Here is a 20,607-nt window from a genome sequence, read left to right as displayed (position 1 = left end):
TGCCATGTCCGACCCGTCGAGTCATTTCCCCGTCCTCGAGACGCAGCGGCTGCTGCTGCGCGAGACCTCGCTGGCCGATGCGCCGGTGCTGTTCGCGATCCATTCGGATGCCGATGCGATGCGCTGGTTCGGCACCGAGCCGCTGCCCGACGAGCAGGCGGCGCAGAAGGTGATCGAGGGCTGGGCGACGGCGCGCACGCTGGCCAACCCCGGCATCCGCTGGGGGATCGAGCGGCGTGACGACGGCCGGCTGATCGGCACCTGCGGGCTGTTCCGTTGGAACCGCCAGTGGCGCGCCTGCATGGTCGGCTACGAACTGGCGCGCGAGGCCTGGGGCCAGGGCTACATGCGCGAGACGCTGCTCGCGGTGCTGGGTTTCGGCTTCGCGCAGATGCAGCTCAACCGGGTCGAGGCGCAGGTGCATCCGGACAACATCGCGTCGCTGAAGCTGGTGGAGCGGCTCGGCTTCGTGCGCGAAGGCCTGCTGCGCGAGGCCGGCTGGTGGGGCGGGCAGGCGCAGGACCTGGTGCAGTTCTCGCTGCTGCGGCGCGAGCAGCGGGTGGTGGTGCTGGATCCGTAGGGCCAGGTCTGCCGTCAGGCGGGCCGAGCGCCGGCCCGCCCCAAGCCGGCCCGCGTTCCCTCGGGGGACAGCCCGGTGTACCCATCGGGCGAGGGGCTCCATGTCACCCCCTGGTGCACGCTCAGGAACAACTCCCCCTTGAACCACTGCTGCCAGCCACCCGCCCGCAGCCCGTCCATCACCGGCCCCTTCACCTCCGACAGGTCCAGCCGCATGCCGCGCGCGGCCAGCATGTCCTGCAGTGCGCGCAGCGCCTCCAGGCCGCTCAGGTCGATGCGGTTCACCGGCGCCATCTGCAGCAGCACGCGGCGCGTGTCCGGGTGGGTCGCCAGGTGCTGCGCGACCACGTCCTCCAGCTGGCGGGCGTTGGTGAACAGCAGGCTCTCGTCGATGCGCAACGCGAGCACGCCCGGCGTCAGCTCCACCTGGTAGCGGTCGATGTTGCGGTAGTGCTCGGTGCCCGGCACGCGGCCGATCAGCGCCACGTGCGGCCGCGCGGTGCGCTGCAGCAGCAGCGCGATCGATGCCGCCACGCCCAGGCCGAGCGACCAGCCGGCGCCGAACAGCAGCATCAGCGCGGCCACCGCGACCATCACCACCCACTCGCTGCGCGCGTAGTGCCAGGCCTCGCGGAACGGCCCGAGCGCCAGGCCCGACAGCACCGCCACCAGGATGGTCGCGGCCAGCACCGGCGTCGGCAGCCAGGCGAGCGGCTGCGCCAGCAGCAGCATCGCCAGCACCATCAGGATCGCGGTGAACACGCCGGCCATGCGCGTGCGGCTGCCCGCTTCCAGGCTGACGATGCTGCGCGAGAAGCTCGCGCTGACCGGCATGCCCCCCGTCAGCGCCGCCGCCATGTTGGCCGCGCCCAGGCCCGCCAGCTCGCGCCGCGGATCCACCCGCTGGCCGAGCCGGCGCGCCAGCGATTCGGCGACGACCAGGCTGCTGACGTAGGTGACCAGCGCGATCAGCAGCGCCTGCGGCAGCAGTGCCCACCACAGCGTGGCGTCGAGCAGCGGCAGCGCGAAGTTCGGCGACAGCGCCGGCAGCGCGCCGACCAGCGTCACGCCGTGCCGGTCGGCGCCGGTCAGCATCGCGGTCGCCATCGCGCCGACCAGCACCGCCAGCGGCACCAGCCGGCCGACCAGCACCGCGTGCGGCCGGCCGAAGCGCTTGGCGAGCCATGGTTGCGCATGGCGGCGCGTGAACCACAGCAGCGCGACAGCACCCAGGCCGTACGCGGCCGTCATCGGCGCCCACGGCCGCACCGCCTGCCACCAGCTGTGCAGCACCTGCACCGCATCGGCACCGCGTGCCGACGCGCCGAGCAGCACCGGCAGCTGGCTGAGCGCGATCGACAGCGTCGCGCCGGTCTCGAAGCCGTGCAGCACCGGCACGCTGAGCAGCGCGGCCAGCGCATCGAGCCGCAGCCAGGCCGCCGCCAGCAGCAGCAGCCCGACCTCGGCCGCCAGCACCAGCGCGACCGCCGGCGCCTCGACGCCGGCCGGCGCCTGGCCGATCGCCTGCGCGATCATCAGCGCGAGCACCGCGGCCGGCCCGACGCCCAGCACCGGGCTGGAGCCGAGCGCCGCGTACGCCACCAGTGGCAGCAGGCTCGCATACAGGCCGACCTGCGCCGGCAGCCCGGCGAGCAGCGCATAGGCCAGGCTTTGGGGGATCAGCAGCACGCTGATGACGAAGGCGGCGACCAGGTCGTCGCGCAGGGCCTCGCGACGGTAGGCGCGCCAATCCAGGCGCCAGGGGGTGAAACGCATGTGGCGATTGTCCGTCGAGTGCAATCCCCAAGGCAGCTGATTGCCTTCGGCGGATACCAGCCCAACACTTGCCGGGCAAGGCTGCGACCGCGGCCAGGGAGGCGACGACCATGTGGTGGCTCAACTTCAACCCGCAGTTCAACTGGCCGTTCAGCGGCTCGGTCGTGCAGGACATCCACCCCTCGCTGCTGGCCCGTGCCGGCAACGACGAGACCGAGCTGCGCGTGCTGCGCGAGGTGGCGTCGTACGGCAGGCAGATCGGCGTGCTCAGCGACCTGGTGCTGGGCCTCGCGAAGCGGCTGCCGGCCGGTGAGCTCGACGACGACGCCCGCCATGCGCTCGCACAGCTGGAGGAGATGGGCGCGCGGATCGCGCGCATCAAGCAGGGCCAACGCTGAGCTTCCCGGCGTAAAGTCGCGGGCTGCTCCAGGTGAACAGCCCCGTCCATGCGCTCCACAGTTGCCAACCCCGTCGCCACCCGACCCACCCGCCCCGCCATCAGCTGCGTGATGCCGGCCTACAACGAGGCCGCCAACCTGCCGGTGCTGCTGCCGCAACTGAGCGCGCACCTGGCCGGGCTGACCGACCGCTGGGAGGTCGTCATCGTCGACGACGGCAGCACCGACGGCACCGCGCTCGCGGTCGCGCCCTTCCTCACGACGCCCGGCGTGCGCTACGTGCGGCTGTCGCGCAACTTCGGCAAGGAGCAGGCGCTGACCGCCGGCATCGACCTGGCGCGCGGCGAGGTCGTCGTGCTGATGGATTCCGACCTGCAGCACCCGGTCGACCTGATCGACCGCATGGTGCAGGCCTGGGTCGGCGGGGCCGACATGGTGTGCGCCGCGCGCGCCTCGCGCGCCGACGAGACCTGGGCCAAGCGGCTGGGCACCTGGGCCTTCTACCGGCTCGTCAACACCAAGCACTCGGTGCACATCCCGGTCGATGCCGGCGATTTCCGGCTGATGGACCGGCGCGTGGTCGATGCGCTGAAGGCGCTGCCCGAGCGCAACCGCTTCATGAAGGGGCTGTACGCGTGGGTCGGCTTCCGCACCGAGATCATCGACTACACGCCGGCCGAGCGGCATGCCGGCACCAGCAGCTTCTCGATGCGCAGCCTGGTGCGGCTCGCGCTGACCGGCGTCACCGCGTTCTCGAACGTGCCGCTGCGGCTGTGGAGCGCGCTCGGCGCGCTGATCGCGTTCGGCGGCATGGGCTTCGGGCTGCTCGTGATCGCGCAGCACTTCATCTATGGCCATGATGTGCCGGGCTGGGCCACGCTGGTGTGCAGCCTGATGTTCTTCAGCGGCGTGCAGCTGCTGTCGATCGGCATCCTCGGCGAATACGTCGGCCGCATCTTCGACGAGGTCAAGCGCCGCCCGATCTACCTGGTGGCGAGCGAGGCCGGCCAGGGCCTGGCGGAGCCGGAATCCCGATGACGGGCGCGCCGCGCACCCTCGGCCTGTGTGCCGATGACTTCGGGCTGTGGCCGTCGGTCTCGCGCGGCATCGCGCGGCTGGCGCATGCGCAGCGCCTGACCGTGGTGTCGTGCATCACGACCGGCGATGCGTGGCGGGCCAGCGCGCCGTTGCTGGCCGACCTGCCCGACAGCGTCGAGTGCGGCCTGCACTTCAACCTGACCGAGGGGCTGCCGCTGAGCGCCGAGCTGGCGCGCGTGTGGCCGGTGCTGCCGCCGCTGCCGACGCTGATCGCACAGGCCCACCTGCGCCGGCTGCCGGTCGACGCGCTGCGGGCCGAATGGCAGGCGCAACTGGCCGCGTTCACCGAAGCGACCGGCCGCGTGCCGCAGACCATCGACGGCCACCAGCATGTGCACCATCTGCCGCAGGTGCGAGAGGTGCTGCTGCACGGCATCGGGCAGCTGCTGCCGGCACCGGCGGTGCGCGACACCGGCGTGCTGCCCGGGCCGGGCTTCGGCCTGAAGCGCCAGCTGATCGCCGGTACCGGCGGGCGCTGGCTGCACCGCGAGCTGCTGCGCCGCGGCTGGCTGCACAACCCGGCGCTGCTCGGCGTCTACGACTTCGTCGACACCGATTACCGCGGGTGGATGCAGCGCTGGCTGCGCGCGTTGCCTGCGTCGGGCGGGCTGGTGTTCTGCCACCCGGGCGAGATCGATGCGCAGTCGGCCGGCGATGCGATCGCCGCGGCGCGGCAGCGCGAGCTGGCCTACCTGGAAAGCGGGGCGTTCGCCGACGACCTGGCGGCGGCGAACGTCAAGCTCGGGCGGGTGTGGCAGCGCGGCGCTACGAAAACGTCCAGCGCCGGTTGATCAGGAAGGTCAGCACCAGGCCGGTCAGGGTCGCGACGACCTGCGCCAGCAGGTAGTGCCAGCCGAGCGCGACGCCGCCCGCGACGATCGCCATGCCGACCAATGCACCGATCAGGGCCGTGCCCTGGAACTTGAGCCAGGCCGGGCCGAGCGGCCCGCGGTGGTCGAAGGTGAAGCGCCGGTTGCCGAAGAACGCGACCTGCGCGCCGAGCGCCGCGCCGAGGCCCGAGGCGATCCAGGCCGGCACCTGCACGCCCTCGACCAGCGCAGCCAGCAGCGCATAGTGCGCCGCGGTCGCGAGCACGCCCACCAGGCCGTAGCGAAAGAAGCGGTGCAGCAGATCGGTCAGCGAGGCGGCCATGGCCGCGCATTAAACCCCACCCCCGACCTCAGTCGACTTTCGCGCCCGACACCTTCACCACCTGCGCCCACTTCTTCGTCTCGGCCGCGATGTAGGCCGCGAACTCCGCCGGCGGCATGCCGCTCGGGATCGCGCCCTGCGCCAGCAGCCGCTCCTTCAGCGCCGGCGTGCCGAGCGCCTTGGCACTTTCCTGCTGCACCCGGTTGACGATCTCCGCCGGCGTGCCGGCCGGCGCCAGCAGCCCGAACCACGAGCTCGCATCGAAGCCTTTCACCGGCCCGGCCTCGGCGACCGTCGGCACGTCGGGCAAGGCGGCGCTGCGCTGCGCGCTGGTGACGGCCAGCGCCTTCAGCTTGCCGGCCTTGATCTGCGGCATCGCCGACGGCAGGTTGTCGAACATCAGGTCCATCGTGCCGCCGATCAGGTCGAGCAGCGCCGGCCCCGAGCCGCGGTACGGGAAGTGCAGCATGAAGGTGCCGGTCATGCTCTTGAACAGCTCGCCGCTCAGGTGGATCGAGGTGCCGTTGCCGCTGGACGCCATGTTCAGCTTGCCCGGGTGGGCCTTCGCATAGCGGATCAGGTCGGCCACGCTGTTGATCCCCGCGGCCTCGGCCTTGGCCGGATTCACCACCAGCACGTTCGGCACGCCGGCCACCAGCGTGACCGGTGCGAAATCCTTGATCGGGTCGAACGGCAGCTTCGGGTACAGCGACTGGTTGATGCCGTGCGTGCCGACCGTGCCCATCAGCAGCGTGTAGCCGTCCGGCGGCGACTTCGCCACCTGCTCGGCGCCGACGTTGCCGCCGGCCCCCGGCTTGTTGTCGACGATGAACTGCTGGCCGAACGCCCGGCTCAGCTCGGGCGCGAGCGCACGCGCCAGGATGTCGGTGGTGCCGCCCGGCGCGAACGGCACGACGATGCGCACCGGCTTGGTGGGCCAGGCGCCCTGGGCGCGCAGGGGGGAGGCAAGGACTGCGGTGGCGGCCGCCGCTGCGGTGGCGAGCACCTGGCGGCGTGTCGGACAGGTCATGGGAACTCCGGTCTTCTCGAGGGATGGGCCCAGTGTGCGGCAGCGCAACGCCGCCCCGTACCCGCGCTCGCCCTACTTCTCACCACCCGGGCGCTGTGCCACGATCCACCTGCCTGCAGCACGCTCTCGTGCCCACCGGAACCCGACGACCGTGCCCCCACCGTTCCCGCCTGCCGACGACCTCGGCGCGATCATCGCCCGGGTCCAGTCCCGCTACATCCGCGCCGCGCCGCCGCGCGAGATGCTGGCGCCGCTGCTGACCGACCTGCTCGAGAGCACCGCCTGCGAGTACGGCTTCATCGCCGAGGTGCTGCACGACGGCGACGGCGCGCCCTACCTGCGCTTCTACGTGCTGACCGACATCTCGTGGGACGACGCGACGCGCGCGCTGTACGAGCGCCACATGCACGGCGGCCCGGAGCACACGATCGAGTTCCACAACATGCGCACGCTGTTCGGCGCCGCCGTGCTGAGCGGTGCGCCGGTCATCAGCAACGACCCCGAGGTCGACCCGCGGCGCGGCGGCCTGCCGCCCGGCCATCCGGCGATGCGCTCGTTCCTCGGCGTGCCGCTGTTCCACGGCGGCGAGATGCTCGGCATGGTCGGCCTCGCGAACCGGCCGGGCGGCTTCGACCAGGCCCTGGTCGACCGGCTGCAACCGCTCTTCACCAGCGTCGGTGCGATCCTCGGCGCGGTCCGCAACGACCGCGAGCGGCGCGAGGCCGAGAATGCGCTGCGCGCGAGCGAGACCCAGCTGCGCGCGGTGCTCGAGATGGCCGGCTCCGGCATCGTGCAGATCGGGCTCGACGGCTTCCCGCTGTTCCTGAACCAGCAGCTGTGCGACATGCTCGGGCGCAGCCGCGCCGAGCTGCTCGCGCTCAGCACCGAGGACGTGACCCACCCCGACGACCTGGCGGGCGAGCGGCGCCGGCGGCGCCAGCTGCTGGCCGGCGAGATCCCGCGCTACCGCGCCGACAAGCGCTACCTGCATGCCGACGGCCGCATCGTCTGGGCCACCATCAACGTCACGCTGGTGCGCAAGCCCGACGGCCATCCCGACTACCTGATCGCGGTGGTGCAGGACATCACCGAGCGCAAGCAGGCCGAGTCCGAGCTGCGGGCGAGCCGCCAGCGCTTCGTCGACCTGCTGAACTCGGTCGACGGCATCTTCTGGGAGGGCGACCCGCGCACCGAGAACTTCACCTTCGTCAGCGACAAGGCCAAGCAGCTGCTCGGCTACCCGCAGGCCGACTGGATGCAGCCGCGCTTCTGGATCCTGCACGTGCACCCTGACGATCGCGAGCGCGCGCTGCGCGAGGTCGCCGATTCGCAGCTCACCGGCTCGGTCAGCGCGATCGAGTACCGCTTCTACGCGGCCGACCGCAGCGTGCGCTGGATGAGCAGCTGGGTCACGGTGTTCCGCCCCGAGGGCGGCCAGCGGCTGCTGCGCGGGCTGATGATCGACATCACCGAGCGCAAGCGCATCGAGGAGGCGGTGCTCGCGGCCGAATCGGCGCAGCGCGCGAACGCCGCGAAGACCGAGTTCCTGTCGCGCATGAGCCACGAGCTGCGCACGCCGCTGAACGCGGTGCTCGGCTTCGCGCAGCTGCTGGAGCTGGACAGCCAGCAGCCGCTGAACGCGGCGCAGCAGATGCGGGTGCAGCACATCACGCAGGCCGGCACCCACCTGCTCGCGATGATCAACGATGTGCTCGACCTGTCGCGCATCGAGAGCGGTGGCGTCGCGCTGGTGTCGGGCAGCGTCGCGCTGCGGCGCGTCGTTGACGAGGCGCTCGCGATGGTCGCGCCGGCTGCGGCCGAGGCCGGCGTGCAGCTGCTGATCGAGCGTGCATCGCCGCAGGCGGCCGACCCGCGCATCTGCGTGCAGGCCGACCACCTGCGGCTGCGCCAGGTGCTGGTGAACCTGCTGAGCAATGCGATCAAGTACAACCGCCGCGGCGGCCAGGTGCTGCTGAGCTGGCCGGTCGACGCGGGCGTGGGGTTGGTGCACCTGCAGGTGCGCGACACCGGCGAGGGGCTGACGGCGGCGCAGATCGCGCACCTGTTCGAGCCGTTCAACCGGCTCGGCGCCGAGCGCAGCGGTGTCGAAGGCACCGGCATCGGCCTGGTGATCACGCAGCGCCTGGTACAGCTGATGAACGGCCGGCTGTCGGTCGAGAGCGAGCCGGGCGTCGGCAGCGTCTTCACCGCGAGCCTGCCGTGGGTGCCGATGGCGGCGTCGGACCCGGGCTTCGCGCCCACCGAGGTGTCCGTCGACATTCCGGCGGCGCCCTGGACGGTGCTGTACGCCGAGGACAACCCGATGAACGTCGAGCTGGTGCGCCAGGTGATGAAGATGCGGCCCGACTGGCGGCTGCTGGTGGCGGCCAACGGGCGCCAGGCGGTCGAGATGGCGCTGCAGCAGCGCCCCGACCTGCTGCTGCTCGACATGCACCTGGGCGACATGAGTGGCGTCGAGGTGTCGCGCGCGCTGGAGGCGGCGCTCGGCTGCCCGCGCATCGCGCTGTCGGCCGACGCGACGCCGGAGCAGTCGCAGGTGGCGCGCGCGGCGGGCTTCGCGGCCTACCTGACCAAGCCGGTGAACGTGGCGCAGCTGCTGCGCTGCCTGGACGAGCAGCAAGCGGGGCGGGCGCCATAAGGTTTGCGCATTGATGTTTGCGCAAAGGCGCGTGGGGGAGACCGTGGCGCGCCGGCCGGTTCGGTCATCGCCCCAGGGGGCGATGACTTCCCTCCGCTGACTGGTTTTGCGGCCCGTCGCCCAAACTCCCGCCACTCACTTCGTTCGTTGTGGTCAAACAGTGGGCGACAGTCAGTTCACGAAGCGTGCTGCGCACGCGGGCCGCAAAACCAGCCAGCTCCGGCGACCCGTCCTGATTGGCGCTCCACGGTCTCCCCCACGCGCCTTTGTGCCACCGCCCTGCTCCTTCGGCTGTGACAAGCGAACAAATGGGGTTTGATGCCCGGGCTGTCGCCCGGGCCCGGTTCCGCATCTGCGATCAATCGTCCCTCCATGCCGACACCCTCACCCGCTGCGTCTGGCGGCACTTTTCAAGCGGCACTCGTTGCCCGGGTGACAACCCGGACTCAACCTTCATTTGTTCGCTTGTCACCTCCCGAAGGGGGACGGTGCTGCCACAAAGGCATGTGGGGGAGGCTGTGGAGCGCCAATAGGGACGGGGCGCCGGAGCTGGCTGGTTTCATGGCCCGCGTGCGCAGCACGCTTCGTGCACTGACTGTCGTCGACTGTTTGACCACAACGAACGAAGTGAGTGGAGGGAGTTTCGACGACGGGCCATGAAACCAGTCAGCGGCGGGGAGTCATTGCCCCCAGGGCAATGACCGCACCGGCCGGCGAGCCACAGCCTCCCCCACATGCCTTTGCCGCGCCAATGCAAAAACTACGAGAACAGATCCGGCTGAGGCCCCGCCTGCTCATGCAGCCGCACCCTGCCGTCGCGCCAGGCGCTGTCGAAGTCGTTCTCGATCGCCTTCAGCTCGTCCGGCGAGCGCAGCTGCGCGCCCACCACGCCGATCGCGCGGTTGCGGCCCTGGCCCTTCGCGGTGTAGAGCGCCATGTCGGCCAGGTTGACCGCCTGTTCCCACGGCACCGGCAGCTCGTCGGGCGGCAGCGGAAAGCGCACGTAGCCGATCGATGCGGTGACGCGCAGCACGTCGTCGGGGCCGCCGTCCGTGCCGCTGGCGATCGGCTCGCGCCCGATCTGCTCCAGCACGCGCGCCGCGAGCTGCTCGGCCTGCTCGGCACTGACCTCGGGCGCGAGGATCAGGAACTCCTCGCCGCCCCAGCGCACCACCAGGTCGCGCTCGCGCACGCAGCCGGCCAGCCGCCGCCCCACCTCCACCAGCACGGCGTCGCCCACCGAATGCCCGTGGCCGTCGTTCACATGCTTGAAGTGATCGATGTCGACCAGCAGCAGCGCGCCTTCGATGCCCTGCGTGCCGTTGCGCGCCATCGCGGCCTGGAACTGGCGGCGGTTGGCCAGGCCCGTCAGCGGGTCGCGTTCGCTCTGCAGCCGCAGGTTGGCATGGCTCGCCTGCAGCCGGCGGTTGATCTCGCGCACCCGCAGGTACAGCAGCGCGGCGACACCTACCGACAGCGCCAGCACCGCCGCCATCAGCGCCCACACCCGCTGCTGCAGCTCCCGGTTCGCGAGTGCCGCGGTCTTCAGCGCGTTGTCGCGACTCACCAGTTCGATCTCGCGCTGCTTGCTCTCGGTGTCGTAGCGCTGCTGCACATCCTTCAGCGCCGCGGCGCGGTTGGCCTTCATCACCTCGGCACTCAGCTTGCGCTCGCGGTGGAACAGCTCCAGCGCGCCGCGCGCATCGCCGGCCGCCGCCAGCGCCTCGCCGAACTCGCGCAGCGACTGCGCCTCGCTGCCCGGCGCGCCGTTGCGCTGCCACAGCTCCACCAGCCGGGCGAGGTCGAGCCGGCCTTCGTTGAGGCGGCCGAGGCCGATCTTCGCGAGCCCGGCGTTGTTGATCAGCACCCGCTCGGCACGCAGATCGCCATGGCGGCGCACCACCGGCAGCGCGGCCTCGGCCGCACGCAGCGCATCGGCCGGGCGGTCCTGGCGCGCATACAGGTCGCTGAGGTTCGCGTTGACCAGCGACTCCAGCCGCGGCGAATCGGCCCGCGCGGCGATCGGCAACGCCTCCTCGGCCAGCCGCAGCGACTGCTGGTGCTCGCCGCGCAGGTCGGCCAGGCGCGCCTCGTGCAGCCGCAGCCGCACATCGACGTCGGGGTCGTCGAGCGGCGCCGCCACGCGCTGCGCCTGCTGCAGCGTGCGCACCGCGCCGGGCATGTCGCCCTGGCGCGCGATGTCGAGCGCGAGCAGCCCCAGCACCAGCGCCTGGCGGTAGCCGTCGTGCTGCGCCTCGGCCAGCTGCGCGGCGGTGCGCAGGTGGCGCGCGCCCTCGGCCCACAGCGCGCGGCTCTGCGCATGGCGCTCCAGCACCTGCAGCGCGCGCCACGCGGCGCGGTAGTCGCAGCCGGGCGCGGTGGCCGCCGGCGCACCATCGGGCCCCGGGCAGCCCTGCTGCAGCGACGGCACCGCCGCCTGCGCCAGCGCGGCCGCCACGTCGAGCTGGCCGTTGTTCTCGGCCACCAGCGCACGGACCAGGTTGGCGCGCGCAGTGCTGTCAGCCTCGTCCGCCTCGGTGCCCGCCATGCTGGTGCGGATCTCCTCGGCCAGCATGCCGGCTTCGCCGATGCGGCCGTTCTGCGCCAGCACGATCGCGCGCGCGAGCTGCAGGCGGCGGATCGTCTGCGCCGGCCGCGGCGAGATCGCCTCCTGCTCGTGCTGCAGCTGCAGCAGCGCCTTCAGCGCCGGCTCCGGGCGGTCGTAGCCCTGGCGCACCAGCTGGTCCGATTGCTCGATCACGCCGGCCGCCGCCGCGCCGGCAGCGAACAGCAGCCACGCGACACCCGCGCACCGGAACCCGCAGCGGAACCCGCGCCCGACCGTCATGCGCGGCCCTCGAGCAGCGGCCCGCGCAGCAGCGTCAGCGTGACCTGCCCGTCGCGCCAGGCGGATTCCAGCGCGGCGGTGATCGCCTGCAGCCCCTGCACCGTCTGCGCATGCAGCAACCCGACGCCGTAGGCCCGGTTGCGCCCGTGCGCCTTCGCCAGGTACAAGGCGGTGTCGACCAGGTTGATCGCCGGCTCCCACGCGACCGCCAGGCCGGTCGGCTCGATCGGGAAGCTCGCGTAGCCGATCGAGCCGGTCACCGCGATCTCGCGGCCCTGCCAGCGCACCGGCACCTGCCCCACCGCATCGAGCAGCCGCTGCGCCAGCGCATCCACCTGCTCGCGCGACAGCGACTGCACGACCACCAGGAATTCCTCGCCGCCCCAGCGCACGACCAGGTCGGGCTCGCGCAAGGCATCGGCCAGGCGCTGCGCCATCGCGACCAGCACCGCGTCGCCGGCCGCATGGCCGTGCTCGTCGTTGATGCGCTTGAAGTGATCGATGTCGAGCAGGAACACGGTGCCGGCCAGCTGGCCGTCGACCGACATCTGCTTCATCGCCGCCTGGAAGTAGCGCCGGTTCGCGAGGCCGGTCAGCGGGTCGCGTTCGCTCTGCACCTTCAGCTGCGCATTGCTGTGCGCGAGCGCCTGGTTGGTGCGGCGCACGCGGCGCATCATCAGCAGCACCACCGCGAACGACAGCACGAAGGTCGCCGCGAGCAGCCACCACAGGCGCTGCTGCAGGTCGCGGCGCTGCAGCTGCGTGCTCTTGATCGCGTTGTCGCTGTTCAGCAGCGCGAGCGCGCGGCCGCGGCGGTCGCTGTCGAACTGCTCCTGCAGTTCGAGGATGGCCTTCTGCTGGTCGCGTTGCACCAGCTTGTCGGCGATCGCACGGTGGCGGTGCAGCGCCTGCACCGCGGCGGTGGCGGCGCCGGCCTTCTCGAGCGCGGTGCCGAACTCCAGCAGCACGTCGGACACCAGCGGCGCATCGCCGCGGCGCTCGGCCATCGACAGCGCGAGTTCGACGTGCCGCTTGCCGTCGGCCACGTCGCCCAGGCCGATGTGGGCCAGGCCCATGTTCCACAGCGCGATGATCTCGCTGCTGGTGTCGCGCACCTCGCGCGTCAGCGGCAGCGCCTCCTGCGCGCGGCGCAGCGCGGTGCGGTAGTCGCCGCGCTGCAGGAAGAAGTCCGACATGTTGGCCAGCAGCAGCGCCTCGTCGAGCTTGGCGCCGGCCTCGTGCGCATAGTTGATCGCGGACTGCATCGAATGCAGCTCCGCGGCGACCTCGGTCGGCCCGTCGAGCAGGATGCCCTGGATGTTGTGCACGCGGGCCAGCGAGATCTTGTCGTCGGCCGCGGTCGCGATCGCCAGCGCCTCGGCATTGGTGCTGCGCGCGCGCTCGGGCTGCTGCGCTTTGTAGAGCGAGTAGGCGGCGCGCGAGCGGGCCTCGGCGCGGCGCCAGGCGACGCCGAGCTGGTCCGCAAGGTCGATCTCCTGAAGATGCAGCCGCACCGCGTCGTCGAGCTTGCCGGCGCGCTGCTTGGCCTTCGAATGCGCGGCCAGGAAACGCAGGCGGCTCGCGGCCGGCGTCGACGCGGGCAGTTCGGCTGCGGCGGCATTCAGCAGCTGGTCGGCCTCGCGCGCGTCGCCGCTCTTCAGCGCCATGCTGGCCTGGATCAGCCGCGCCGCCGCGTCGGTGGCGGGCGTCGCCTGCTGCCGCAGCCGGCGGGCGCAGTCGGTGGCCGCGTCGAATTCCGAGGCCTCGGTGTGCATCAGGCCCTGCAGCGTGAGCGCGTCGACCCACTCGCCGCTGCCGATCGCGAGCGCGGCGACGCGCGTGCGCAGCAGCGCGGCCGTGTCGGATGGATGGGCACGGCCGGTCGATTCGAACTCGGCGAACGCGCTGTCGGATGCCACCTGCACGGCCGAGGCGGAGGCCGGTGCCGACGGAGGGGCCGGCGCGGCGCGCACGCTGCCGCACGCGAGCGCGGCGATCAGCACGCAGCTCAGGCGCAGGAGGAAAGCCCCAGGGGCACGCAGGATCGGGACCATCGGTGGATATCGACCAGCAAAGGGCGGACCTGAGGTTCCAGCGGACTGCTCAGCGCCCGGGACGGCGCCGCAGCAGCGCGTGCAGCAGGATGGCACCGAAGGTCGCGGTGCCGATGCCGCCGAGCGTCAGGCCGCCGAACTTCAGCGTGTAGTCGCCGGTGCCGAGGATCAGCGTGACCGCGGCGACGATCAGGTTCGTGTTGTCGCCGAAGTCGACCCGGTTGTCGACCCAGATCTTGGCGCCGGCCACCGCGATCAGCCCGAACACGACGATGCTGACGCCGCCCATCACCGCCAGCGGGATGGCCTGGATCAGCGCACCGAACTTGGGACTGAAGCCGAGCACGATCGCGATCAGCGCAGCCACCACGAACATCGCGGTCGAGTAGATCCTGGTCGCGGCCATCACGCCGATGTTCTCGGCATAGGTCGTCACGCCGGTGCCGCCGCTCGCGCCGCTGACCATCGTGGCCAGCCCGTCGCCGATGAAGGCGCGGCCCATCAGCGCGTCGAGCGGCTTGCCGGTCATCGCGCCGACCGCCTTCAGGTGGCCGAGGTTCTCGGCCGCGAGGATCACCGCGACCGGCGCGATCAGCAGCATCGCATCGGCCTGGAACACCGGCGTCGCGAAGCCCGGCAGGCCGAACCACGCGGCCGCGGCGACGCCGGACAGGTCGAGCGGCTTACCCAGGCCGAAGCCGTTGGCGAGCACCGCGTAGACGACGCTCGCGGCCAGCAGGCCGACCAGGATCAGCAGCCGTTGCGTCATGCCGCGCGTGTACACCGCGACCAGCCCGACGCTCAGGAACGTGACGGCCTGCATCCAGGCGTCGAACGGCGTCGGCGCCATGTTCTTGATCGGCACGCCCGCCAGGTTCAGGCCGATCACCGCGACGACCGCGCCGGTGACGACCGGCGGCATCAGCGACTCGATCCACGCGGTGCCGGCGGCCGTGACGGCCAGCCCGATCAGCAGCACGACCGCGCCGCAGGCGACGATGCCGCCGAGCGCGACGCCCAGGTTGGCGTTCGGGCCGTGGCCGGCATAGCCGCTGGCGGCGATGACGACGCCGATGAACGCGAAGCTCGAGCCCAGGTAGCTCGGCACCTTGCCGCCGACCACCACGAAGAAGATCAGCGTGCCGATGCCGCTCATCAGGATCGCGACGTTCGGGTCGAACCCCATCAGCAGCGGCGCCAGCACGGTGGCGCCGAACATCGCGATCACGTGCTGCACGCCCATCGCGAAGGTCTGCGGCCACGGCAGGCGCTCGTCGGGCGCGACGACCACGCCGGGTTGGGCGCTGCGGACGCGCCAGGTGGGGAGGGACATGTCGTGCTCCTGTGTTCTTCTGCGATGCGCACCCGGGGCGGTGCGCGACGCAGTGTAGGAGCGCGGCAGAAACGAGTCACCCGGGCCGGCACCGATGGTCGGCGCGCCCGGGTAACAGTGGGAACTGAATTCGACGGATGTGAAAAAAAGAGGGGAAACGGGACAGGTGCCGGGGGCTCGCTCTCATCCACCCCGGCTTGCCCGTTCCCCCTTGGACGTCACATACGTCTGGAAATCAACGCGCGCCGCGGACGCTGCCGGGCGGCGGGAACAACGACAGCTGCGCCGGAGCGCGGCTCGATTGCAGGACCTTGAACGACCGGTCGGCGGCGTTGCCGGCCTGCGGCGTGATGCGCGTCACGCTCGGCTGGCTGGTCGGGCGGACGATCATGTGTTCGGTGCGGGGTGCCATCGCGAGCCCCTTCAGTGGCCGACCAGCCATTGGCTGGGGGCGAATTCGCTCGGGCGCACGGTGACCATCTCGGCCGCCGCCGGCGACAGCACGTTGGCGGCACGCGCCAGCCAGTGCCTGACGTTGCCACCGCCCTGCCCGGTCGCGGGCTGGGCCAGGCGCAGCAGCGAAGAGGCGCCGCCACGGCAGCTCGGGGTGGCCGGGCGGGCCCGGCGGGAAGAAGGCGTACGACGATGAAACAGCGACATGGCAACGACGTCCTTGTGTTGGAGCTGCTGCCGGCGTGGAGCGGGAGAGTCACCGGACTGGCAGTCTGTGCGCACTGATGCGCAGCTTCCATGCCAGCCTGCTTTCGGGTCTTGCGACCCCGCTTCGGACCAAAAATGCCGCGTGACGAAGTCCGTGCCGGCCGAATTGTGGCCAGACGGTAAGGTCGCGGTTACAGACTTGACCGGATTCGTCGATCCGCCGCACTTATTTCAAACCCGCTTTTCAAGCACGGTTACAAGGGCCGGCCACGACCGCTCAGGGGCCGTGCCGCGCCGCTCATCTATTTGGCACGCACGTGCTCGACGACGAGTCGGATGCCCTCCTCATCCGACAGCACCCGCCGGTGGCCGAGGCCGCTCGTCGTGGCCAGCCGGGCATCGGGCAGGGCCTGCTGCAGCGCCCGGCTGCCGGCCAGCGGCGCGACGCGGTCGCCCTCGTCGTGCAGCAGCAGCGTCGGCTGGGCCAGCCGCTCGCCCAGCCACGCCGGCTCGAACTGCTGCAGCGGCACGCCCTCGCGGCGCTCGATCGCGGCACCCATCCGCTCGGCCAGCCCGGCGCCCAGCCCGAAGCTGCCGCTGAACCAGTGCAGGAAGAGGCCGGGCGGCGGCGACGGGGCGATCAGCGCCAGCCGCTTCACCGGCAGGCCGCTGGCGGCGGCATGGCCGGCCGCCAGCGCACCCAGCGAATGTGCGACCACGGCATGCAGCGGGCCGAGCCGGGCCGAGGCCGCCCACAGCGCGCGCACGAACTGCGGCAGCGTCGAGCGCCACGCGGCGCTGCGGCCGTGCGCCGGGAAATCCAGCAGCACCGGCGCGAAACCGGCCGCCGCCAGCGCATCGCCGAGCGGCCGCATCTGCAGCGCGTCACCGGCCCAGCCGTGCACCAGCAGCACGGTCGGCAGCCCGGCGGGCTGGTCGGCGCGGCGGTAGACCGCGACCGTGCCCTGCTCGAACGGCCAGTGCGACAGCTGCCAGCCGGCCGGCACGGCGCGCCGCCGCGCCGTCAGCTTCAACGGCAGCGGCGTGAAGAACAGCCGCAGCGCGAGCCGCATGCCCAGTCCGGGCGCGATCGACTGCGTGCCGCGCAGCGCGGCGCCGATCCAGCGCGCGCTGCGGCTGGCGGCGTAGAAGGCGGTGGCGGGGTTGGGCGTGCTCATCAGAAGCAGCCGAAATCGGCATTGCTGTGCGGCACGGCAGCCACCACGCGCCACAACGACCACGCGCCGCGCAGCAGCGCAGCGACGACCAGGGCGGACACGACGATCATCAGCATGGCAATCTCCTTGATTTCGCACGCACGTGCGAAATGTGTGGGCAGGGAACGGCGAACGGGGCGGGCATGGCTTCAGGCCTGGAGGGAGCGGATGAGCCGTTCGTAGGCCGACCAGCAGCGGTCGGCGGCGCGCGGCTCGCGCAGGAAACGGGCTTCGCGCATCAGCGCGACGAACAGGCCGTCCATCTCGAAGACGAGCTGGTCGGCGTCGGTGTCGGCGCGCAGGTGGCCGGCGTCGATGGCCTGGATCACGGTGCGCTTGAGCGCGCTGCGCCAGCGCATCACGTGGTCGAGCAGCAGGTCGCGCAGCGGGCCTTCGCGGTCGTCGAACTCGAAGGCGCCGGCGCAATAGAGGCAACCGGTGCGGATCTCGACATCGCGCGCACGCTGCAGCCACAGCCGCATGATCGCGTTCAGCCGCGGCAGGCCGCGCGGCTCGCGCATCGCGGGCACGAAGACATCCTGCAGGAAACGGCGGTCGTACTCGTCGATCACCGCGATCTGCAGCGCCTCGCGCGAGCCGACGCGCGAGAACACGCCGCTCTTCGACAAGCCCAGGCGCCGGGCGACCTCGCCGATCGTCAGGCTGTCGAGCCCGTCGGCGGCGGCCATGCCGAGCGCGGTGTCGAGGATCGCGGCGAGCGTGAGCCCGCTGCGTTCGGTCCGGGTTTCCATGCGGCGCAATTTAGCACGATCGTGCGAAGTGTCAAGCCGAGGTGTCGGACACCGCCGGCACCACCCATCGACAGGGGTTGCGGCGCCGTGGTACACCGCGTGACGGCACGCGACGGGGGTGGCGCGCCGGGAGAGAGGGAGCCGATGGCGCAGTCGGATGACGGATCGCGATTTCGCTGGCTGGTGGTCGGCCTGTGGCTGGTCGTGGTCGCGCTGCTGGCGGGGCTGAGCGCCTTCAGTGCCGACACGCTGTCGGCGGCGCGCGCGTATGTCGGCGGCGAGAGCCACTGGTCGAAGGGCCAGAAGGACGCGATCTACCACCTGTACCGCTACAGCGAATCGCATGACGCGCTCGACTACCGGCGCCACCTGGCGGCGCTCGCGGTGTCGCAGGGCGACCGGCTCGCCAGGCTCGAGCTCGACAAGCCCGTGCCCGACATGGCCGTGGTGCGCCGCGGCCTGCTGCAAGGCGGCAACCATGCGGACGACATCGATTCGATGGCCCGCCTCTACCGGCGCTTTCGCCACGTCGGCTTCATGGCCGAGGCCATCAGGACCTGGGCGGAAGGCGATGCGCAGATGGACGAGCTGAGCGCGCTCGGGCGCGACATGCATGCCCGCATCCTGGCCGGCGACAACGGCTCGCCGGAGCTGCGCTTGCTGGTGAGGCGGATCCCGCCGCTGAGCGAGCGATTGACCGAACTCGGGATGCGCTTCTCCGACTCGCTCGGCGAGGCCTCGCGCATCACGCGGCAGCTGGTGACGGCGACGACGCTCGGGCTCGGTGCATTGCTGGCCGCGGCCAGCGTGTGGTTGACGATGCGCATGCACCACGCGCAGCGCCGCACCGAACAGGCGCTGCGCGAAAGCGACGAGCGGCTCGCCACGGCGGCCGAGGGCGCGCACATCGGCGTGTTCGACTGGGATGTCGAGCACGATCGTGTGCAACTCGATGCCCGCGCGGCGGCCCATTTCGGGGTCGATGACGACCCGGGCTCGCGCAACGGCACGCAACTGTCGGCCGACAGGGTGGACCCGGCCGACCTGCCCGCGCTGCATGCGGCGCTCGCGCGGGCCGTGAATGGCGACGAGCTGGTGGAGCTGCGCTTTCGCGTGCTGTGGCGCGACGGCCGCGTGCGCCACCTGGAGATGAATGCGCGCCGCCGCCAGGTCGACGGCCGGCGCGCGGTGGGCCTGCTGTGGGACGTGAGCGACGACGTCGAGGCCGAGCAGCTGCGCCTCGACAAGGAGGCGGCCGAGCGCGCGAACCTGGCCAAGACGCAGTTCCTGTCGCGCGTGAGCCATGAGCTGCGCACGCCGCTGAACGCGGTGCTGGGGTTCGCACAGCTGCTGCAGACCGATGCCCACGAGCCGCTGACGAGCCGGCAGGCGGCGCGGCTGCAGCATGTGCTCGACAGCGGCCAGCACCTGCTGGAGCTGATCAACGACCTGCTGGACCTGACGAGCATCGAGGATGGCGCGCTCGCGCTGTCGAACCGTGAGGTCCCGCTCGCGCCGGCGCTCGGCGCGAGCCTGCGCCAGGTGGAACCGCTGGCGTTGTCGATGGGCGTGACGCTGGCGATCGAAGGGGCGCAGGCGCTGGCGGTGCACGCCGATCCGCGGCGGCTGGAGCAGGTGTTCGCGACGCTGCTGTCGAACGCGGTCCGCTACAACCGCCCGGGCGGACGGGCCTGGGTGGTGTGCGCCGAGGAGGGCGCACGCGTCGTGGTGACGGTGCACGACACCGGTGTCGGCATCGAGGCCGGCAAGCTCGCGCAGCTCTACCAGCCCTTCAACCGGCTGGGTGCCGAGAACACGCCGGTGCCCGGCAGCGGGCTCGGCCTCGTGATCACGCGGCTGCTGCTGCAGCGCATGGGCGCGACGATGGCCATCGAGAGCGAGGTGGGACGTGGAACCCGGGTGCGCGTGAGCCTGCCGCTGGCGCGTGTGGTGCGGCAGGAGACGGCGCTCGAAGGGCGCTGATCAGCCTCGGCGCTGAGGCTGCATCTGCTGCTGGTAGCGCGCCGGCGTGACGCCGTACATGCCGGCGAAGCGGCGCGTCAGGTGGGCCTGGTCGGTGAGCCCGTTGTCGGCCGCCACCAGCGCGGGTGCCAGGCCGGCGGCCAGTTGCCGCTTCGCGCGGAACAGCCGCAGCGCCATCAGCATCTGGTGCGGCGTGGCATGGTGCCGCGCCTTGAAGCAGCGCTGGAAATGGAACGGGCTGAGCCCGGCCGCCTGCGCCAGGTCGGCCAGCGTCAGCGGCTCGGCCAGGCGGTCGTGCATCAGGTCGATCGCGCGTTGCAGCGGCGCGTGGCCCTCGAGCGCGCGCTCGGGCGGGCCGCGGCGTGCATGCGGCTGCACCGCCTGCAGCAGGTCGAGCAGCGCGCCATCGAAAGCCAGTGGGGCATCGGCCGCCCACAGCGCCTGCAGGGCCCGGCTCGCGCGCTGCGCGCTCGCCGCGTGCTGCAGCACCGGCTCGGCGAACGACCAGTCGGCCTCGCCGGCCACCTCGCGCAGCAGCGCGGCATCGACGTACGCCATGCGGTAGCGCCAGCCGTGCGCGGTCTCGGCGCGGCCGGTGTGCAGCACGTCGGGGTTCATCAGCACCAGCGACTGCGGCGGTGCCAGGTGCTCGCTGCCGCGGTAGCGGAAGCGCTCGACGCCGGCATCGATCACGCCGAAGCCGTAGGCCTCGTGCGTGTGCGGCTCGAATGCGTAGCGCACGATGTGCGCCCGGTACAGCTCGATGCCGCCGCGGTGCGCGGGCTGCTTGAACTGCGCACGGTCGCTGGCGTGCTCGAATCGGGCGGGGACGGCTTCCACCGCACGATGATGGCATGCTCGGGGGGCGATGAGTGCCTTGCCCGTCCTCCCGCTTCACCCGGCCGACAGCTTGCGCGTGTCGGACCAGGAGCGCGCGACGCTCGCGCAGTTCGTGACGCTGTCGATCGTGCTGCACGTGCTGGCGGTGATGTGGGTCGGCACGCAGACGGGACGCTCGGACGGCGGTGCCGCGCCGCGGGCCGATGCCTGGGGGCCGCTGCGGGTGAC

At 71.9% G+C, this 20,607-nt stretch carries 18 protein-coding genes; 7 read left to right on the top strand and 11 right to left on the bottom strand.

What is annotated here, in order from left to right:
- Positions 1 to 4: 4 nt before the first annotated feature.
- On the top strand, positions 5 to 580 hold the full coding sequence (locus AC1D1T_RS02480) for a GNAT family N-acetyltransferase (RefSeq protein WP_477838905.1): 576 nt from the start codon (positions 5 to 7) through the stop codon (positions 578 to 580).
- A 14-nt stretch (positions 581 to 594) separates the two neighbouring features.
- Here the strand turns inward: AC1D1T_RS02480 and AC1D1T_RS02475 are convergent, their stop codons facing one another.
- Entirely contained in the window at positions 595 to 2,355 is a 1,761-nt protein-coding gene (locus AC1D1T_RS02475) for a SulP family inorganic anion transporter (RefSeq protein WP_477824485.1), read from the bottom strand.
- Positions 2,356 to 2,465: 110 nt separating this feature from the next.
- Between AC1D1T_RS02475 and AC1D1T_RS02470 the strand changes: the two genes are divergently transcribed.
- The 3 genes from AC1D1T_RS02470 to AC1D1T_RS02460 are packed head-to-tail and all read left to right on the top strand — an operon-like array spanning position 2,466 to position 4,642.
- A complete protein-coding gene (locus tag AC1D1T_RS02470) occupies positions 2,466 to 2,753 on the top strand; it encodes a hypothetical protein (protein ID WP_156154786.1) in 288 nt (95 codons plus the stop codon).
- A gap of 48 nt (positions 2,754 to 2,801) precedes the next feature.
- A complete protein-coding gene (locus tag AC1D1T_RS02465; RefSeq protein ID WP_477824484.1) occupies positions 2,802 to 3,791 on the top strand; it encodes a glycosyltransferase family 2 protein in 990 nt (329 codons plus the stop codon).
- Positions 3,788 to 4,642 carry a ChbG/HpnK family deacetylase gene (locus AC1D1T_RS02460; protein ID WP_465110192.1) on the top strand — a complete coding sequence of 285 codons (855 nt, stop codon included), beginning with the start codon at positions 3,788 to 3,790 and terminating at the stop codon, positions 4,640 to 4,642. Before AC1D1T_RS02465 ends, AC1D1T_RS02460 begins: the two co-directional genes overlap by 4 nt.
- On the opposite strand, the gene AC1D1T_RS02455 is transcribed toward AC1D1T_RS02460, so the two are convergent.
- Positions 4,617 to 5,003, bottom strand: a complete 387-nt coding sequence (locus AC1D1T_RS02455) for a GtrA family protein (protein WP_477824483.1) — start codon at positions 5,001 to 5,003, stop codon at positions 4,617 to 4,619. The genes AC1D1T_RS02460 and AC1D1T_RS02455 overlap by 26 nt on opposite strands.
- Before the next feature lie 28 nt (positions 5,004 to 5,031).
- On the bottom strand, positions 5,032 to 6,033 hold the full coding sequence (locus tag AC1D1T_RS02450; RefSeq protein ID WP_047504034.1) for a Bug family tripartite tricarboxylate transporter substrate binding protein: 1,002 nt from the start codon (positions 6,031 to 6,033) through the stop codon (positions 5,032 to 5,034).
- A 151-nt stretch (positions 6,034 to 6,184) separates the two neighbouring features.
- Between AC1D1T_RS02450 and AC1D1T_RS02445 the strand changes: the two genes are divergently transcribed.
- A complete protein-coding gene (locus AC1D1T_RS02445; RefSeq protein ID WP_477824482.1) occupies positions 6,185 to 8,692 on the top strand; it encodes a PAS domain S-box protein in 2,508 nt (835 codons plus the stop codon).
- Positions 8,693 to 9,452: 760 nt separating this feature from the next.
- Here AC1D1T_RS02445 and AC1D1T_RS02440 read toward each other — a convergent pair.
- The 7 genes from AC1D1T_RS02440 to AC1D1T_RS02410 all read right to left on the bottom strand — a co-directional run bounded on the left by AC1D1T_RS02440 (position 9,453) and on the right by AC1D1T_RS02410 (position 17,556).
- Positions 9,453 to 11,540, bottom strand: a complete 2,088-nt coding sequence (locus AC1D1T_RS02440; protein ID WP_477991331.1) for a GGDEF domain-containing protein — start codon at positions 11,538 to 11,540, stop codon at positions 9,453 to 9,455.
- Positions 11,537 to 13,594 (bottom strand): GGDEF domain-containing protein, encoded by a 2,058-nt coding sequence (locus AC1D1T_RS02435; RefSeq protein ID WP_477838901.1) that lies wholly within the window; start codon positions 13,592 to 13,594, stop codon positions 11,537 to 11,539. Before AC1D1T_RS02435 ends, AC1D1T_RS02440 begins: the two co-directional genes overlap by 4 nt.
- A 49-nt stretch (positions 13,595 to 13,643) precedes the next feature.
- Positions 13,644 to 14,927: a solute carrier family 23 protein gene (locus tag AC1D1T_RS02430; RefSeq protein WP_047508564.1), complete on the bottom strand. Its 1,284-nt coding sequence runs from the start codon at positions 14,925 to 14,927 to the stop codon at positions 13,644 to 13,646.
- A 235-nt stretch (positions 14,928 to 15,162) separates the two neighbouring features.
- Positions 15,163 to 15,339, bottom strand: a complete 177-nt coding sequence (locus AC1D1T_RS02425; protein ID WP_465110199.1) for a hypothetical protein — start codon at positions 15,337 to 15,339, stop codon at positions 15,163 to 15,165.
- A gap of 11 nt (positions 15,340 to 15,350) precedes the next feature.
- Entirely contained in the window at positions 15,351 to 15,587 is a 237-nt protein-coding gene (locus tag AC1D1T_RS02420; protein ID WP_047508562.1) for a hypothetical protein, read from the bottom strand.
- A 302-nt stretch (positions 15,588 to 15,889) separates the two neighbouring features.
- Positions 15,890 to 16,765: an alpha/beta hydrolase gene (locus tag AC1D1T_RS02415; protein ID WP_047508560.1), complete on the bottom strand. Its 876-nt coding sequence runs from the start codon at positions 16,763 to 16,765 to the stop codon at positions 15,890 to 15,892.
- 188 nt (positions 16,766 to 16,953) lie between these two features.
- The gene (locus AC1D1T_RS02410; RefSeq protein WP_047508557.1) at positions 16,954 to 17,556 is read right to left on the bottom strand and encodes a TetR/AcrR family transcriptional regulator; all 603 of its coding nucleotides are present in this window, start codon (positions 17,554 to 17,556) and stop codon (positions 16,954 to 16,956) included.
- 144 nt (positions 17,557 to 17,700) lie between these two features.
- Here AC1D1T_RS02410 and AC1D1T_RS02405 point away from each other — a divergent pair, with 144 nt between their 5' ends.
- Positions 17,701 to 19,539, top strand: a complete 1,839-nt coding sequence (locus AC1D1T_RS02405; RefSeq protein WP_477991329.1) for a sensor histidine kinase — start codon at positions 17,701 to 17,703, stop codon at positions 19,537 to 19,539.
- On the opposite strand, the gene AC1D1T_RS02400 is transcribed toward AC1D1T_RS02405, so the two are convergent.
- A complete protein-coding gene (locus AC1D1T_RS02400; protein WP_477828959.1) occupies positions 19,540 to 20,379 on the bottom strand; it encodes an AraC family transcriptional regulator in 840 nt (279 codons plus the stop codon).
- Positions 20,380 to 20,416: 37 nt separating this feature from the next.
- Here AC1D1T_RS02400 and AC1D1T_RS02395 point away from each other — a divergent pair.
- Positions 20,417 to 20,607 (top strand): hypothetical protein (locus AC1D1T_RS02395; RefSeq protein ID WP_477991327.1); only part of this gene is annotated, 191 nt, incomplete at its 3' end.

The organism is Rhizobacter sp. P2_H3 (assembly GCF_056403355.1).
The sequence above is the reverse complement of the archived record's forward strand: the minus strand, read 5'-3'. Positions and strand labels throughout refer to the sequence as shown.